Source organism: Ruminococcus sp. 1001136sp1, from assembly GCF_039841815.1.
GTDB classification, from domain to species: domain Bacteria; phylum Bacillota; class Clostridia; order Lachnospirales; family Lachnospiraceae; genus Blautia_A; species Blautia_A faecis.
The window spans coordinates 12834-29419 of the sequence record NZ_JBDPGY010000022.1 but is presented as its reverse complement, the minus strand read 5'-3'; the positions used below and the strand labels follow the sequence as shown (position 1 = coordinate 29419).

Genomic DNA, 16586 nt, shown 5'->3' with positions numbered 1-16586 from the left:
TCGTATATTATTTTCTCTTTATTTTATTCCAGGTCTGTGCTATGATATTCTATAGATTTATGTTTTTCGTAATTTTGCAATATATGAAAAAGGAGGATTCTATGGGTGACGGTAAAAATTTAAAGAAATATCTTGATGAAAAAGGCACAAATGTCCGTAAAATTGCAAAGGCAACCGGAATCAGTGCCACAACCTTATATTCAATTATTCAAAAAGATTCCAATATTCGATTTGATTTTGCTTTAAGACTTGCAAATGAATTACAAATTGATGTGAATGAGATATGTTCTGCCAGTCCATTTTCTGGCACAATTAAGGAAGAAGAGATTTATCCTACACTTCCAGACGGTTTGAACGGAGCATTAGACGCAAGCCGTGTAAAGACTTATTTAAAAAATTCTATGTACCCGTTGATGTATCTTTTCGGTAAGAACAGTATGCCTGATGTAGATAATCTGCTCACATCGTTCTATCAGCTTGATGATGAAGCCAGACAGGAAGTTGTGGAAACGATCCGTCTGAAACTGCAATATCATCGTGATCCGGAACGTGCTGAACAGATCAAACAGATCAAAGGCTGGTAAAAAAATTACTCCTGTGAATAGCAAATATTCGCAGGAGTTTCTTTTTGGCACCGTTTTGGCACCGCTAGACTGATTTTTCAATTTTAAATTTATCCGTATTTCATCTTTCTGATAAACGTTTCACTGTTTCTAATCTGATAATTTTACAAACAATTCTTTTCTTAGAGTACAGAAAAACCCCAGAAACACAAGGTTTCTGGGGTATCTTACGTTTGGACACAAGTTATCTTGCGATAACAAATCTATTTTCAGATTGTATTACTCGATGATTGTAGCAACACGTCCTGATCCTACAGTACGTCCACCTTCACGGATAGCAAAAGTAAGACCCTGGCTCATAGCGATTGGGTGGATCAGTTCGATTGTCATCTCGATGTTATCTCCAGGCATGCACATCTCTGTTCCTTCTGGAAGGTTGATAACACCTGTAACGTCTGTTGTTCTGAAGTAGAACTGTGGACGATAGTTGTTGAAGAATGGTGTATGACGGCCACCCTCGTCTTTAGTCAGAACGTAAACCTGAGCTGTGAATTTTGTATGGCATGTGATTGTTCCTGGTTTAGCAAGAACCTGTCCACGCTCGATCTCGTTTCTCTGAACACCACGAAGAAGTGCACCGATGTTATCACCAGCCTGAGCCTCATCAAGAAGTTTACGGAACATCTCGATACCAGTTACAACAACTTTACGAGTCTCTTCTTTGATACCAACGATCTCAACCTCATCAGATACGTGAAGAACACCAGCCTCTACTCTACCAGTAGCAACTGTTCCACGTCCTGTGATGGAGAATACGTCCTCTACAGGCATAACGAATGGTTTATCTGTGTCACGCTGTGGGTCTGGAATGTAGCTATCTACTGCATCCATAAGCTCCATGATCTTATCGCCCCACTCGCTGCTCGGATCCTCAAGAGCTTTAAGAGCAGATCCTCTGATTACCGGGATATCATCTCCTGGGAAGTCATACTCGGAAAGAAGCTCACGGATCTCCATCTCAACCAGCTCAAGAAGCTCGTCATCGTCAACCATATCACATTTGTTCATGAATACAACGATGTAAGGAACACCTACCTGACGGGAAAGAAGGATGTGCTCTTTTGTCTGAGCCATAACACCATCTGTAGCAGCAACAACAAGGATAGCACCATCCATCTGAGCTGCACCAGTGATCATGTTCTTAACGTAGTCAGCATGGCCTGGGCAGTCAACGTGTGCATAGTGTCTATGCTCTGTCTCATACTCAACGTGTGCTGTAGAGATTGTGATACCACGCTCTCTTTCCTCTGGAGCTTTATCAATGTTAGCGAAATCTGTAGCTACGTTACCAGCAACTCTCTCAGAAAGTACTTTTGTGATAGCTGCAGTTAAAGTTGTTTTACCATGGTCAACGTGTCCGATGGTACCAATGTTACAATGCGGTTTTGTTCTCTCAAACTTAGCCTTTGCCATTTTAAAATGTCCTCCTTGAATAGTTGGCTCATTCTCTATTAAAATAGAGCGCCATATCGATTTTAAACTTGCTATCCTTGATTATATTGCAAACCAAGGATATTTGCAAGCTTTTTATTGTTTTATATGAAATCCTGATTCAGCCTGTAGTTAAATCAGTCTTTCTTTGCCAGAACTTTCTCCTGAACACTCTTTGGAACTGGCTCATATTTCTCAAAGAACATGGAGTAGTTACCACGTCCCTGAGTTCTGGAACGAAGATCTGTTGCATATCCGAACATTTCGGAAAGCGGAACAAATCCACGGATCATCTTACCGCCGCCGATATCATCCATACCTTCGATACGACCACGACGGGAGTTGATATCACCGATAACATCACCCATGTAATCCTCTGGTGTGGTTACCTCAACCTTCATGATAGGCTCCAGAAGAATTGGGGAAGCCTTCTGCATAGCATCCTTGAATGCAAGGGAACCTGCGATGTGGAATGCCATCTCAGAAGAATCGACTTCATGATAAGATCCATCGTATACATTTGCATGTACACCAACAACCGGATATCCACCAAGGATACCAGCCTTCATAGCCTCTTCGATACCTTCTCCTACAGCCGGGATATATTCCTTCGGAATAGCACCGCCGACAACAGTAGACTCGAACTTGTACAGTTCTTCGCCGTTGGCATCCATAGGCTCGAATTTAACTTTACAGTGACCATACTGTCCACGACCACCGGACTGTTTAGCATACTTGCTGTCTACATCAACAGCCTTGGTGATTGTCTCTTTGTAAGCAACCTGAGGAGCACCTACGTTAGCCTCTACGTGGAACTCACGAAGAAGACGGTCAACGATGATCTCAAGGTGAAGCTCACCCATACCAGCGATAATGGTCTGTCCTGTTTCCTGATCTGTATGTGCACGGAAGGTCGGATCCTCTTCTGCAAGTTTTGCAAGAGCCTCACCAAGTTTGCCCTGTCCTGCTTTTGTCTTAGGCTCGATAGCCAGCTCGATAACTGGTTCCGGGAACTCCATGGACTCGAGGATTACTGGATGCTGCTCATCACAGATTGTATCACCAGTTGTGGTGAATTTGAATCCGATAGCTGCAGCAATATCACCGGAGTAAACCTTATCAAGCTCCATACGCTTGTTAGCATGCATCTGAAGGATACGGCCAACACGCTCTTTTTTGCCCTTTGTAGAGTTATATACATAGGATCCGGAATTCATTGTTCCTGAATATACACGGAAATATGCAAGTTTTCCAACGAATGGGTCTGTCATGATCTTGAATGCCAGAGCGGAGAACGGCTCTTCATCAGAAGAATGTCTCACGGTCGGGTTTCCATCCATGTCAACACCATCAATTGGTGGAATATCTGTTGGAGCAGGCATGTACTCCAGGATAGCGTCCAGAAGTTTCTGAACACCTTTGTTTCTATATGCAGAACCGCAGCATACCGGAACAGCTGTACACTCGCATGTACCTTTTCTCAGAGCTGCTTTCAGTCTGTCTGTGCTTGGCTCTTCGCCCTCAAGATATTCCATCATGAGATCGTCATCCAGCTCACAGATTTTCTCGATCAGTTCTGTATGATAAAGCTCAGCATCCTCTTTCATGTCTTCCGGGATATCGGTGATAGTAATATCATCGCCCTTCTCGTCATTGTAGATGTAAGCTTTCATTTCGAATAAGTCAATGATTCCCTTGAAATCATCTTCTTTTCCGATTGGCAGCTGCAGGCAGATTGCATTTTTACCAAGACGAGTCTTGATCTGCTCTACTGCGCCGTAGAAGTTTGCACCAAGGATGTCCATCTTATTGATGAATGCCATACGTGGTACATTGTAGGTATCAGCCTGACGCCAAACGTTCTCAGACTGTGGCTCAACACCACCCTTTGCACAGAATACGCCGACAGCGCCATCCAGTACACGAAGGGAACGCTCAACCTCAACAGTAAAGTCTACGTGGCCTGGGGTATCAATGATGTTGATACGATGCTCCAAAGCGCCTGGCTTCGGTTTGCAGTTCTCTTCCAGTGTCCAGTGACATGTTGTTGCAGCGGATGTGATTGTGATACCACGCTCCTGCTCCTGCTCCATCCAGTCCATGGTAGCAGTACCTTCATGAGTATCACCAATCTTGTAGTTGACACCTGTATAGTACAGAATTCGTTCTGTAAGAGTTGTCTTACCTGCATCGATATGAGCCATAATACCAATGTTTCTGGTTCTCTCGAGCGGGTATTCTCTACCTTCTTTTCCAGCCAATGGATTTTCCTCCTTGATTAGAAGCGATAGTGAGCAAATGCTTTATTTGCTTCAGCCATCTTATGCATGTCTTCTTTCCTCTTTACAGATGCTCCGGTGTTATTGGCTGCATCCATAAGCTCGTTAGCCAGTTTCTCTTCCATGGTCTTCTCGCCTCTCTTGCGGGAGAACATGGTGATCCAGCGAAGAGCCAGAGCCTGACGTCTGTCAGCTCTTACCTCGATCGGAACCTGATAAGTAGCTCCACCGATACGTCTTGCTTTAACTTCAAGCTGAGGCATTACGTTGTTCATTGCCTCTTCAAATACTTCAATTGCTGGCTTGCCAGATTTTTCTTCCATTCTGGCGAATGCTCCGTAAACAATTTTCTGTGCAACACCTTTCTTACCATCTAACATGATGTTATTGATAAGCTTTGTAACAACTTTATTGTTGTACATCGGGTCTGCCAGAACGTCTCTTTTCTGAGTATGTCCTTTACGTGGCACGTTACTTCCCTCCTTAATCATCCTGATTATCTCATCGGTACTCACGCAGTAAACTATTGCATGTTCGCACTGGTAATGGTCCTATATTTAACCCGCAACCGACAGGGTATATGGAATACCGTACAAATCTCTATAGTCTCCGCAGCAATACGGATGGATTATTTTTTAACTTTCGGTCTCTTAGCGCCGTATTTGGAACGGGCCTGTTTTCTGTTAGCAACACCTGCGGTATCAAGAGTACCTCTGATGATGTGGTATCTTGTACCAGGTAAGTCCTTAACCCTTCCTCCACGGATCAGAACAACGCTATGCTCCTGAAGGTTGTGACCTTCTCCTGGGATGTAGCTTGTTACTTCGATTCCGTTGGAAAGACGAACTCTGGCGATTTTTCTAAGAGCTGAGTTAGGCTTCTTAGGAGTAGCTGTTTTAACAGCTGTGCAAACGCCACGTTTCTGTGGTGCAGACTGCTCAACTGCTTTCTTTCTTAAAGAGTTATAAGTTCTCTGCAGAGCCGGAGCTGTAGATTTCTTAACAGCTGTCTGGCGTCCTTTTCTTACTAACTGGTTGAATGTTGGCATTCCATTTCACCTCCCGATTTATTTCTCCATAGATTGTTCTATGGGGTTTCCTTGCGGTTGCTATTATCTTAGTAAGCGCGGAAAAAAATGCCTTATTTCGCACGCTTTTTGATTATATCCTGTCTGCATATCTCTGTCAAGGTATTTTTCTGCAATTTTTCCTTATTTTTTCATGGTTTTTACAATTTATCACGGTGAATTATAAATAGGTTTCTTCTTATTATAATGTATTTTATTATGATACCAGTGTCAAAAGGTCAAAAAGCTGTTCGTGCTTGCACGATAAGGCTTTTGAACTTGGGACACGCCAAATATGAGAAAGTAGCGATTTGCGCAGTAAATCAGCGGATTTCGAATATTTGGAGGATTGCGGGAGCAGCGTAGCTGCGTAGCAATCCGGGTATTAAATGCGTGTCAAAAGACCTTTTGACACGCATATCTTATTATCAAACTGCGGTAAATGAATTCAGATGGGATATACATAAACCAGATGTACAAAATTGCGTGAACAATTTTTTGTGTTCTTCAAGAACAGTTGTGAAAACCCAACTTTACATTGCATTCACGTCTCCGCATTATTATAATAAGAAAAAAAAGAACTGTTCAGTGCCTTCACGGTACACACTTTATGAAATACTGCCAGCTGAATAGTAAAAAATTCACTACGAACAGGAGCATACATATGCGTTTTCCAAAAACAGTGGCTAAATCCAGTGGATTCTCCAGGATTTTTGTATTTGGCCTCATGATTTTTTCCGGAACAGGATTTATAAATCTGTGCACTGTCTGTGCAGAGACCCCTGATGAGCTTCAGGGACCGCCTGTAGTCCAGTCACATATAATTGGTATTGATCCCGGTCATCAGGGGCCAAATGTGGATATGAGTGACCTTGAACCTCTTGGTCCAGGTTCCACAGAAATGAAAGCCAAAGCCTCAACAGGAACCCAGGGAACTTTTTCAGGTCTGCATGAATATCAGCTGAATCTGGATGTTTCTTTGAAGCTGCAGCAGATTCTGGAAGACCGTGGCTATCAGACAGTTCTCACCAGAACTGATAATGATACTGCCATCAGCAATAAAGAGCGAGCTGAATATGTAGCCGGACAGGGGGCTGATGTTTACGTGCGCATCCACGCCAATGGTGCTGAGTCTTCCTCTGCTGCCGGTGCACTTACCATTTCCCCCTCCTCTTCCAATCCTTATGTATCCCAGCTCTATGATGATTCCAACAGCCTTTCCCAGTGCATTCTGGATGCCTACTGTGACGCAACCGGATTTGAAAACCGCGGCGTAACATATGCCGACAATATGACTGGAATCAACTGGAGCACCATTCCGGTAACTATTGTGGAAATGGGATTTATGACCAATGAATCTGACGATCTGAAAATGAGCAATCCGGATTTTCAGGACACAATGGCATCTGGAATCGCTGATGGGATTGATGCATATTTTGCGGAAAAATAAATCTGGATTTATTGCCATAACATAATGTCTCTTCCAGATATTTCATCGATTCGAAAGGAGAACTTATGAAAAATAATAGAAAGAAACAAACATCTTCTTATCTGCTGATTTTTCTTGGCATTGTCGCTGCTTTACTAATTCTTATCATTCTTTACCTTACTTTCTTCAGAAAGGACAGCCAGAGAAGTATTAATCCAGCAAAAAACGGTTCAGCAACAGCCCAGACTGAAGATTTCACTGACGGTGAAACTTCCGGATTTACCTCTAGTGATGAGACTTCTGATGACGCCGACCAGAGCGGCTTTGTTTCCGATGATGGAAGTTCCGACAGCGAATCTTCTACTGATGATTCTTCTGTCCAGGGACCTTCCCAAAGAGAAAGTGCAGGTTCTGTACAGTCTTCTCCAACTCCGGAGGAAGTAACTGTTCCTTATCAGACTCCTGCTGCCAATGCAGAACCAGTAGGTCCTTCCCAGTCATCCGGCTCCGCCCCCGTTCAGACAACAGATGGCACTTCCCAGGGAAAAAAAGATTCTACCATGGCTGCTATTACCCCCGAACTTTCTGACGATGATGGCACCATCTCTCCCTCCCACGGAAGTTCTGCTTTTGACAACAAATCCGATGAAAAGATGGATACTCTGGTCACTCAGATCCAATCCCAGCTTCCTGGTTCAAACGGTTCCTGGAGCGTTTATATCTGTGACCTTTCAGGCGGCTCAGAGGCTACGATCAATGATTCCCCAATGCAGGCAGCCAGCCTGATCAAGCTTTTCATTATGGGTGCAGTATATGAGAATTATGATTCTTTGTCCCAGCAGTATGGTTCTGCCACCCTGGATTCCTATCTGACACCAATGATCACCGTCAGTGATAATGACGCGGCAAACAGTCTGGTTTCCTGCCTGGGAAGTGGCGACAGCACTGCAGGTATGCAGAAAGTAAACAGTTTCTGTCAGTCTCACGGCTACACAAATACTTCCATGGGACGACTGCTTCTTGCCAGCAACGAATTCGGAGATAATTACACTTCTGCCTATGACTGTGGAAAATTTCTGAAAGAAATATACCAGATCTGCTCTGGTACTACTCAGACGCCAAGCCTTTTACATGCAGAAGAAATGTATTCCCTTCTGAAACAACAGCAACGTACCAACAAGATTCCAGCAGCCCTGCCAGAGGGCGTCAGCGTTGCCAACAAAACCGGTGAGCTTTCCGATGTAGAAAATGATGCCGGAATTCTGTACAACGCACAGGGTGGAAACGATCTGGTCATCGTCTGCCTTTCCCAGAACCTCTCCAGCCCGGGAGAAGCCCAGAATACAATTGCACAGCTTAGCCGCAGTATTTATCTCTACTATAATGATTAACCTTAATTCCTATGATACCAGTGTCAAAAGGTCAAAAAGCTGTTCGTGCTTGCACGATAAGGCTTTTGAACTTGGGACACGCCAAATATGAGAAAGTAGCGATTTACGCAGTAAATCAGCGGATTTCGAATATTTGGAGGATTGCGGGAGCAGCGTAGCTGCGTAGCAATCCGAGTATCAAATGGGTGTCAAAAGACCTTTTGACACCCATTTCATTGCTATTAAAAATGCGCAGTGCCTCCAAACAACACTGCGCATTTCTATATTAAGAAATTACCTACTCCTCGTTCCCATTCTCTTCATATGACATTTCCCATATCTCCGAAAAAACAGCCAGCGGACAATCCGTCAAAAGACACATCAGCAGGAAACATTCGTATGGGTTCACAATATAAATCTCGCTCATTCCACACTTCTTCAGAATTCTCTGCGCTTCCTCTATGAAATGATGGTATCTGTCATAGGGATCATCATCCTCCATCTCCTGAGACACAATAAAGAACTCCAGCGTAAGAAGATCAAACCGCTCTACCGGGAACTTGTGATTCAGAATATTGGTAATTCTCTGTCTGCTGAACCTCTTCTGGCTGAAATGTTTCGCCAGGATAGAGGCTGACATTTTTTTCAGATTTCCCATTTTATTGATAGGAATACCATTGCAGATTACCTTCTCCAGATCAGACGGAGTAATATTCTCCGGTTTCCAGACCTTAGCCCGGCCTTTCTCCTCCTCATCCTTCTGATACATGGCCGCAATGATCTGCTTCGCATGTTCCAGAAGGCGCAGGAACTCCTGAAATGCCTGACTCTTCTCATTCATTGGATCATCCCAGCCAGCTTTCAGGCATGCCAGATATTTCAGCAATTTTTCCTCTGTATCTATAGTAAAATCGCCGCTGATTACTTCCGCCACTTTTCCCTTATCTGCTGCAGGTTCCATGGATTTGTAATTCTCTTTATATTCCTCTGCCTTGCTGTAAGGAAGCTGCTTACTATAACAATACCAGTAGATCACTTCCTCTGGATTATGGAAATCAAAATCCTGCTCCTTCAGCACCCTTGTCAGAAAGTCTGAAACATCCTCCGCGCTCATGCGAAGCCCGAAGCCCAGCAGAAATATAGTCTCGCGCTTTACTGAGGCCTGTGTAAGCCAGTTGTTCACCAACGCAGGAAGCTTAGTTGAAGTAGGATTCATAGACTTGGGTGTATAGGTTTCCCGGAAAGAATCAACTGCAATATCTCTGTATACCTCCTGGGGCACTTCTCCAAACGGTTCCTCAATCCCGGCTCTTTCATAGATATATCTCTTCAAATGATCTCCGAACGAAACCAGCTCCATCTCTTTATATAAATAATGAAAAATAACGTCAGCATCTTCATCCTCAAATCCATCCAGACTGACTACCTGACGAAATCTCTGGGCAGCCCTTCTGGTAAATTCAAAATCCTTTACGGAATCAAATGCCACTGTCTGTTCAAAATCAAGATCCTGCATACGATTTTTCATCATAAATCACCTTCATTTTCCTATAATCAACTACTTAAATTGTGAAAAATTTTGCCCTCTGATTTATCCCTTCTTCTGCAAAAGCCAGGTTTTGAACGGCCGATTCTCTGCTCTTACCTCGCAGAGAATGATCGTAGTATTATCTCTGGCCCCTTTATCCAGTACCCTTGTTAAAAGAGCATGGGCAATATCACGAATTGAGTCCTCCAGCTTCATAATTTCTTCAATCTCGCGATCAGATAACATATCTGTTACCCCGTCTGAGCAAAGCAGATAACGGTCCCTATCCTGATAAGGAACTGCCGCAATGGCAGGTTCCAGCTTCATCTCGGTCTCCTCCACTCCCAGAAACTGAGTCAGTGGTGCTTTCCCAAATCTGCAGCTTTTCAACACATGATCTCTGGAAATCTGTGAAAAATTCCCCTTGGAAAACCGATAAATCCTGCTGTCTCCCAGATTACAGATATACGCTTCTTTTTTTCCAAAAGCAATCATCGCCATAGTAGTTCCCATGGCACTGATCCGTTGTTCCCGACCATAATCACATACAGCCTGATTCATATTCTTACAGGCTTCCGTAAGAAAAAGTTCTGGTGCTTTACGAAGCATCCCCTTATTTTCCCTATAAAAATGCTCCAGGCTGTCAGAAGCAAGCCAGGCAGCCATTTCCCCCTGGCTCTCCCCTCCCATGCCGTCAAAAACAGCCATTACCGGAAGGCTCTCCCGAAGCCTGATACCTGTACGGATTTCTTCTGTTCCATGATTACTCACTGGAAGGTGCTCTCCGCAGCACCAGAAATTGTCCTCGTTATTTGGTCGCACTTTCCCTGCATGGCAGGTATATGCATAATCAATATGATATGTCATTCTATTCCTCTTCGTCTGTCTGTCGATATTCCAAAGAATCACAGCCACTTCTTATATGACCGGTATCATCATTCATCTAACTGCTCCAGCGCATTTTTCCAGTATTTCTCGCCACGCTTGGTGTACTCAGTACTGTCATTCTCCTTATCGTGGACAGTTCCGTCTGTATCGATCCAGCGGATCAGTTTGCCACGCTTGTCATAATAATATAATTCCTTCTTATTACCAGTCCATACATATGCAAAAAACAGACGTTCATCCCAGTAATAATACTCCTCATAAACTCCATCTTCGGATGTCTCCGGATAAATCAGCGCTTTTACCAGTTTCCCATTGCTGTCATAGTAGCGAAGCCGATCGCCTTCCTTGCCAACTTCCTTGCAGTCCGGAAGTTCGCTTACAATTGTATTCGCCTGCTCCTTAATTGTCTGAATTGAAGTAGAAAATTCATCAATTTGAGCAGTACTGTTATCATTAGCTTCCAGAACTTCCATAACGTTCTCCGTATTTTGAGCCTTGCGATTCTCATCATGGATTAATTTCATATAAACACCAATAATAATGCATGCCGCAAGCGCCACTACAATAAGGGAAACTGTCCATGGTGAAATCTGTCTTTCCTGGTCCCACCCGCTTCTCTGCTGCTTCTTTCGCTTAGTGGAAGAGGCATTTACTGACTGTTTCTCATAATTTTTCACTGCATTTTTCGCAGGCTTTCTGAGCTGTGCCTCTTCTTCCCGGACAGCTTTCTCAATCTGAGGGTCTTCTGCCACATGGGTCCGCTCCATACGGTCTTCCGGCTCCTGAGGGGCATATCTTCTCTGGTCCCGCTCAAGTTCTGCCGAATTTGTCAGCTCCCACTGGGACTTCTCCCACTCTTTCTCTGCATTCACCGGTGCCAGACGAAGCTTCTCCAAATCCCGCAGCATATCTTCTGGTTTCCTGTAACGTTTCCCCGGCTCATATGCACATGCTTTTAGTATAATGTGGGAAAAAGCAGCACTGGCATTAACTGGTACCGGCATTTTCTCCCCTGCCATTCTCCGTGCAAGGGCAGTCTCTTTATCTCTGTATGTAATCAACTGCTTATCCAGTGAAAGAAAAGGCAGCCTGTTCTGATTCATCAATTTATATAATACAATTCCAAGGGAATAGATATCAATACTGCTGTCGTACTTCTCACCCTTGTAAATCTCCGGTGCCATGTAGGAATAGGTACCTTTCTTGGACATATTGCTCATAGTATGTGCCTGTTCCCTGGCAATTCCAAAGTCACCCAGCTTAAAATCACCGAATCTGGACACAAAAATATTCTCCGGTTTCACATCACGGTGAATAATATTCAATTTTCTGCAATAAATCAATGCCATAGCCAGGTCACAGCCAAGCTTGATCACTTCCTTCTCAGTAAGCTCCTTGCCTGTGCAGTAATCCATAAAACTGGTAAGATATTCCATTCTTATGGAAATGTCCCAGCCGATCTCATCCAAATATTCCACCACTTTGAAATCTTCAAATGAAACCACATGGGAATTTCCGCAAAAATGCTCCATGGTGTATATTTCCTGAACACAGTCCTCTACCAGATTGCGAAAATATTCTCTGGTAGACTGCTCATTATTCATCTCTGACCGTACACTATCCAGTTCCCCTTTACTTCCCGGAATAGATATGATCTTGATGGCGGAGTAAAAAGAACGGCCGCGTTCTGTCCGCTTCGCTTTATAAACTTTTCCAAAAGAGCCTTCCCCTATTTTCTCTACAAGTTTCCATTCTGGCCAGACGGAAACCGGAACATCTTTATCCATGTATGTTCTCCCTCCTCGAATGGGTAATGACTTTTTAAATAGACTGGCAAGTCTTCCCCGTCACGATGCACAGAAATCATGGCTTGCATGATTTTACACCGCTATTCTCGGGTTTTCTGTGAACTACGTTCCACAAAAACACCTCGCGGAATATTGCCTTCTGAATAGTTACATAAAACATTATACAGGAATCTTACCACAAATGATAGATCAGGTTGTATTTTCCTCTATCCATATTTTTCCCACACAACAAAATACCAATCCTATTTTCCCTTACCTTCGCCTACGGCGGATTGTCTCGGGCAAAATTCACCTTGCTGCTGCAGTGTGTTCCTGCCAGACTGGACTTTTTTTGTGTAACAGCAAGTTCCATAGAATTCTCTGTCACACAAAAATCCCCCAAAGCAACATTTCTGTCACCCTGGGGGATTTCATATTTTATAGTTTATTCTTCACTGTCTTCAGAAGAATCCTCATCCTCAAATGTATCCTCATCCACTGCAAGATCTGCCTCCTCAGCAGTCTCCAGCTCTTCTGAGTCTTCCGCTACATCCAGCACATCCTGATCCTCGTCGTCCATTTCATCGAATTCGATTTCTTCTGGCTCTTCCGGCATTCCTGTATCAAGCTCTACATCGCTGTAGCACTTCATGCCTGTACCAGCTGGAATCAGTTTACCGATGATTACGTTCTCTTTCAAACCGATCAGATGGTCAACCTTACCCTTAATAGCAGCTTCAGTCAGAACCTTGGTGGTCTCCTGGAAGGAAGCAGCTGACAGGAAGGAATCAGTTGCCAGAGATGCCTTGGTAATACCAAGCATTCCCTGTTTTCCAACTGCCGGACGTAAGCCCTCAGCTTCCAGCTTCTCATTTACTTCCTCATACTCAAGGAAGTCAACAAGTGTACCTGGCAGGAACTCGGAATCTCCGTTATCCTCGATACGGATTTTCTTCAGCATCTGATGAACGATAACCTCGATATGTTTATCGTTGATCTCAACACCCTGAAGACGGTATACACGCTGAACCTCACGGATCATGTAATCCTGAACTGCACGAACACCCTTGATTCGAAGAATATCATGCGGGTTTACACTACCTTCTGTAAGCTCATCACCAGCCTCCATAACCTGTCCGTCCATGATCTTGATACGGGAACCGTATGGGATCAGGTAAGTCTTGGAATCACCAGTCTCCGGATCTGTTACGATGATCTCTCTCTTCTTCTTGGTGTCATTGATTGTAGCAACACCCTTGATTTCAGTGATAACAGCAAGTCCTTTCGGCTTTCTTGCCTCAAAAAGCTCCTCGACACGAGGAAGACCCTGTGTGATATCTCCACCGGCAACACCACCTGTATGGAAAGTACGCATAGTCAGCTGTGTACCTGGCTCACCGATAGACTGTGCAGCGATGATACCGATGGACTCACCAACCTGTACCGGCTCACCGGTAGCCATGTTTGCGCCATAGCACTTCGCACACACACCAACCTTACACTTACAGCTCAGGATGGTACGGATCTTAACCTGCTCAACAGCACCTCCGGTAATGTTGTCTACACCCTCTTTCATGATACGTGCAGCACGCTTCGGAGTAATCATGTGGTTTGCTTTTACAAGGACTTCGCCCTCTTTATTCTTAATGGTCTCGCAGGAGAAACGACCTGTAATACGATCCTGAAGGCTCTCGATCTCCTCCTTGCCATCCATGAAACCTTTTACATACATACCGGAAATCTCTGCTCTGTTCTCACAGCAGTCCATCTCACGTACGATCAGATCCTGAGATACGTCAACAAGACGTCTTGTCAGGTAACCGGAATCGGCTGTACGAAGAGCGGTATCAGAAAGTCCTTTACGCGCTCCATGAGCGGACATGAAGTATTCCAGTACGTCCAGACCTTCACGGAAGTTTGACTTGATAGGAAGCTCGATTGTATGTCCGGTTGTATCGGCCATCAATCCACGCATACCTGCAAGCTGTTTGATCTGTTTATCAGATCCACGGGCACCAGAGTCAGCCATCATGAAGATGTTGTTGTACTTATCAAGTCCGGAAAGAAGCGCATGAGTAAGCTCATCGTCAGTCTTCTTCCAGGTATCCACAACCTCTTTATAACGCTCTTCCTCAGTAATAAGACCACGTTTATAGTTCTTTGTGATCTTATCTACAGTATCCTGTGCAGCCTTGATCATCTCAGGCTTCTGCGGCGGCACGGTCATATCAGAAATAGATACAGTCATGGCAGCTCTTGTAGAATACTTGTAACCCATAGCTTTGATAGAGTCCAGAACCTCAGCAGTCTTGGTTGCTCCGTGAGTATTAATAACTTTTTCAAGGATCTGTTTCAGCTGTTTCTTACCAACCAGGAAGTCAACCTCAAGAAGAAGCTCATTTCCCGGAATGCTTCTGTCAACAAATCCAAGATCCTGTGGCAGGATCTCATTGAACAGGAAACGTCCCAGTGTAGACTGCACGTTGCCTGTGAAAGTGCTTCCATCCGGCATTACCTTGCTACAGCGGACAAGAATCTTGGACTGCAGAGTAATTACCTGATTCTCATATGCCAGAATTGCCTCATTTACGCTCTTGAAGAACTTTCCTTCTCCCTTATTTCCAGGTCTTTCCTGTGTCAGATAGTAAATACCAAGGACCATATCCTGTGAAGGAACGGCTACCGGTCCACCATCAGAAGGTTTCAGAAGGTTGTTCGGAGACAGAAGCAGGAAACGGCACTCTGCCTGTGCTTCCTGGGACAGTGGAAGATGGACAGCCATCTGGTCACCATCGAAGTCAGCGTTGAAAGCGGTACAAACAAGCGGATGAAGCTTAATAGCCTTACCTTCTACAAGGATCGGCTCAAACGCCTGGATACCCAGACGATGCAGTGTAGGTGCACGGTTCAGCATAACCGGATGTTCTTTGATAACATCTTCCAGAACGTCCCATACAGCTGGCTCAAGCTTCTCTACCATCTTCTTGGCATTCTTAATATTGTGAGAGGTACCGTTTGCTACCAGTTCTTTCATAACGAAAGGCTTAAACAGCTCGATTGCCATCTCTTTTGGCAGACCGCACTGATAAATCTTCAGCTCTGGTCCAACAACGATAACGGAACGTCCGGAGTAGTCAACACGCTTACCAAGAAGGTTCTGACGGAAACGTCCGGATTTACCTTTCAGCATGTCAGAAAGGGATTTCAGGGCTCTGTTTCCAGGACCTGTAACCGGACGGCCACGACGACCATTGTCGATCAGGGCATCAACTGCTTCCTGAAGCATACGTTTCTCATTGCGGACAATGATATCCGGAGCACCAAGCTCCAGCAGTCTTTTCAGACGATTATTACGATTAATGATTCTTCTGTACAGATCATTCAGGTCAGATGTCGCAAAACGTCCACCATCCAGCTGTACCATAGGACGAAGATCTGGCGGGATTACAGGAACAACATCAAGAATCATCCACTCAGGACGGTTTCCTGACTCACGGAAAGATTCAACAACCTCAAGACGTTTGATGATCCTTGCACGCTTCTGGCCTGTTGCCTTAACCAGCTCTGCCTTTAATTCAGCGGAATCCTTCTCAAGGTCGATAGCCATAAGGAGCTCTTTGATAGCCTCAGCACCCATGCCTACGCGGAAGTTATTTCCGTAAGACTCACGGGCATCCTGATATTCTCTCTCAGTAAGGATCTGCTTGTACTGGAGTCCGGAATCTGCCGGATCCAGTACAATATAATTTGCAAAGTAAAGAACTTTCTCCAGTGTTCTTGGAGTCAGATCCAGGATAAGTCCCATGCGGGACGGAATACCCTTGAAATACCAGATATGGGAAACAGGAGCAGCAAGCTCAATGTGACCCATACGCTCTCTACGAACGGAAGCCTTGGTAACCTCAACGCCGCATCGGTCGCAGACAACACCTTTATAACGGATTTTCTTATATTTACCACAGTGGCACTCCCAGTCCTTGCTTGGTCCGAAAATTCTTTCACAGAAAAGTCCGTCTTTCTCCGGTTTCAAGGTACGGTAGTTGATGGTTTCCGGTTTTGTAACCTCACCTCTTGACCACTCTCTGATCTTTTCCGGGGACGCCAGTCCGATTTTAATGGCATCAAAAGTCATTGGCTGATATGTTTCATTGGTATTGGTTGATTCTGCCATGTATTCTTTTCCCC

The 16586-nt window shown here is 44.4% G+C and carries 11 protein-coding genes; 3 read left to right on the top strand and 8 right to left on the bottom strand.

The genetic code is table 11. The annotated features are described in order from the left end of the window. Positions 1 to 101 precede the first annotated feature (101 nt). Positions 102 to 584 carry a helix-turn-helix transcriptional regulator gene (locus ABHC48_RS16860; RefSeq protein WP_015541737.1) on the top strand — a complete coding sequence of 161 codons (483 nt, stop codon included), beginning with the start codon at positions 102 to 104 and terminating at the stop codon, positions 582 to 584. Between the two features lie 258 nt (positions 585 to 842). Here ABHC48_RS16860 and tuf read toward each other — a convergent pair whose 3' ends face one another. The 4 genes from tuf to rpsL form a co-directional block, all read right to left on the bottom strand. After that, positions 843 to 2036: an elongation factor Tu gene (gene tuf, locus ABHC48_RS16855; protein WP_117854831.1), complete on the bottom strand. Its 1194-nt coding sequence runs from the start codon at positions 2034 to 2036 to the stop codon at positions 843 to 845. 155 nt (positions 2037 to 2191) lie between these two features. Further along, complete coding sequence (gene fusA / locus ABHC48_RS16850; protein WP_226837870.1) at positions 2192 to 4315, bottom strand: elongation factor G; 2124 nt, start codon at positions 4313 to 4315, stop codon at positions 2192 to 2194. A 17-nt stretch (positions 4316 to 4332) separates the two neighbouring features. After that, positions 4333 to 4803: a 30S ribosomal protein S7 gene (gene rpsG, locus ABHC48_RS16845; protein WP_207664929.1), complete on the bottom strand. Its 471-nt coding sequence runs from the start codon at positions 4801 to 4803 to the stop codon at positions 4333 to 4335. 158 nt (positions 4804 to 4961) lie between these two features. Continuing rightward, positions 4962 to 5381, bottom strand: a complete 420-nt coding sequence (gene rpsL / locus ABHC48_RS16840) for a 30S ribosomal protein S12 (RefSeq protein WP_117854826.1) — start codon at positions 5379 to 5381, stop codon at positions 4962 to 4964. 682 nt (positions 5382 to 6063) lie between these two features. On the opposite strand from rpsL, the gene ABHC48_RS16835 reads away from it, so the two are divergent. Together ABHC48_RS16835 and ABHC48_RS16830 are read left to right on the top strand one after the other, a co-directional pair. After that, positions 6064 to 6849: an N-acetylmuramoyl-L-alanine amidase gene (locus tag ABHC48_RS16835; protein ID WP_226855256.1), complete on the top strand. Its 786-nt coding sequence runs from the start codon at positions 6064 to 6066 to the stop codon at positions 6847 to 6849. Positions 6850 to 6914: 65 nt separating this feature from the next. Continuing rightward, the gene (locus ABHC48_RS16830) at positions 6915 to 8219 is read left to right on the top strand and encodes a serine hydrolase (RefSeq protein ID WP_319017286.1); all 1305 of its coding nucleotides are present in this window, start codon (positions 6915 to 6917) and stop codon (positions 8217 to 8219) included. Positions 8220 to 8496: 277 nt separating this feature from the next. On the opposite strand, the gene ABHC48_RS16825 is transcribed toward ABHC48_RS16830, so the two are convergent. From ABHC48_RS16825 to rpoC, 4 genes are all read right to left on the bottom strand, one after another. Next, positions 8497 to 9729, bottom strand: coding sequence for a hypothetical protein (locus ABHC48_RS16825; RefSeq protein ID WP_330608542.1), 1233 nt, complete (start codon positions 9727 to 9729; stop codon positions 8497 to 8499). A gap of 60 nt (positions 9730 to 9789) precedes the next feature. Beyond that, positions 9790 to 10593 (bottom strand): protein phosphatase 2C domain-containing protein, encoded by an 804-nt coding sequence (locus ABHC48_RS16820; RefSeq protein ID WP_148463545.1) that lies wholly within the window; start codon positions 10591 to 10593, stop codon positions 9790 to 9792. Between the two features lie 68 nt (positions 10594 to 10661). After that, entirely contained in the window at positions 10662 to 12401 is a 1740-nt protein-coding gene (locus ABHC48_RS16815) for a serine/threonine-protein kinase (protein ID WP_187566463.1), read from the bottom strand. 445 nt (positions 12402 to 12846) lie between these two features. Further along, positions 12847 to 16572 carry a DNA-directed RNA polymerase subunit beta' gene (gene rpoC, locus ABHC48_RS16810; protein WP_195700228.1) on the bottom strand — a complete coding sequence of 1242 codons (3726 nt, stop codon included), beginning with the start codon at positions 16570 to 16572 and terminating at the stop codon, positions 12847 to 12849. Positions 16573 to 16586: the final 14 nt, after the last annotated feature.

Coding starts and splice junctions, on each gene's coding strand:
- ABHC48_RS16860 (WP_015541737.1), top strand. CDS start 102: ATGGGTGACGGTAAAAATTTAAAGAAATATCTTGATGAAAAAGGCACA.
- tuf (WP_117854831.1), bottom strand. CDS start 2,036: ATGGCAAAGGCTAAGTTTGAGAGAACAAAACCGCATTGTAACATTGGT.
- rpsL (WP_117854826.1), bottom strand. CDS start 5,381: ATGCCAACATTCAACCAGTTAGTAAGAAAAGGACGCCAGACAGCTGTT.
- ABHC48_RS16835 (WP_226855256.1), top strand. CDS start 6,064: ATGCGTTTTCCAAAAACAGTGGCTAAATCCAGTGGATTCTCCAGGATT.
- ABHC48_RS16830 (WP_319017286.1), top strand. CDS start 6,915: ATGAAAAATAATAGAAAGAAACAAACATCTTCTTATCTGCTGATTTTT.
- ABHC48_RS16825 (WP_330608542.1), bottom strand. CDS start 9,729: ATGATGAAAAATCGTATGCAGGATCTTGATTTTGAACAGACAGTGGCA.
- ABHC48_RS16820 (WP_148463545.1), bottom strand. CDS start 10,593: ATGACATATCATATTGATTATGCATATACCTGCCATGCAGGGAAAGTG.
- ABHC48_RS16815 (WP_187566463.1), bottom strand. CDS start 12,401: ATGGATAAAGATGTTCCGGTTTCCGTCTGGCCAGAATGGAAACTTGTA.
- rpoC (WP_195700228.1), bottom strand. CDS start 16,572: ATGGCAGAATCAACCAATACCAATGAAACATATCAGCCAATGACTTTT.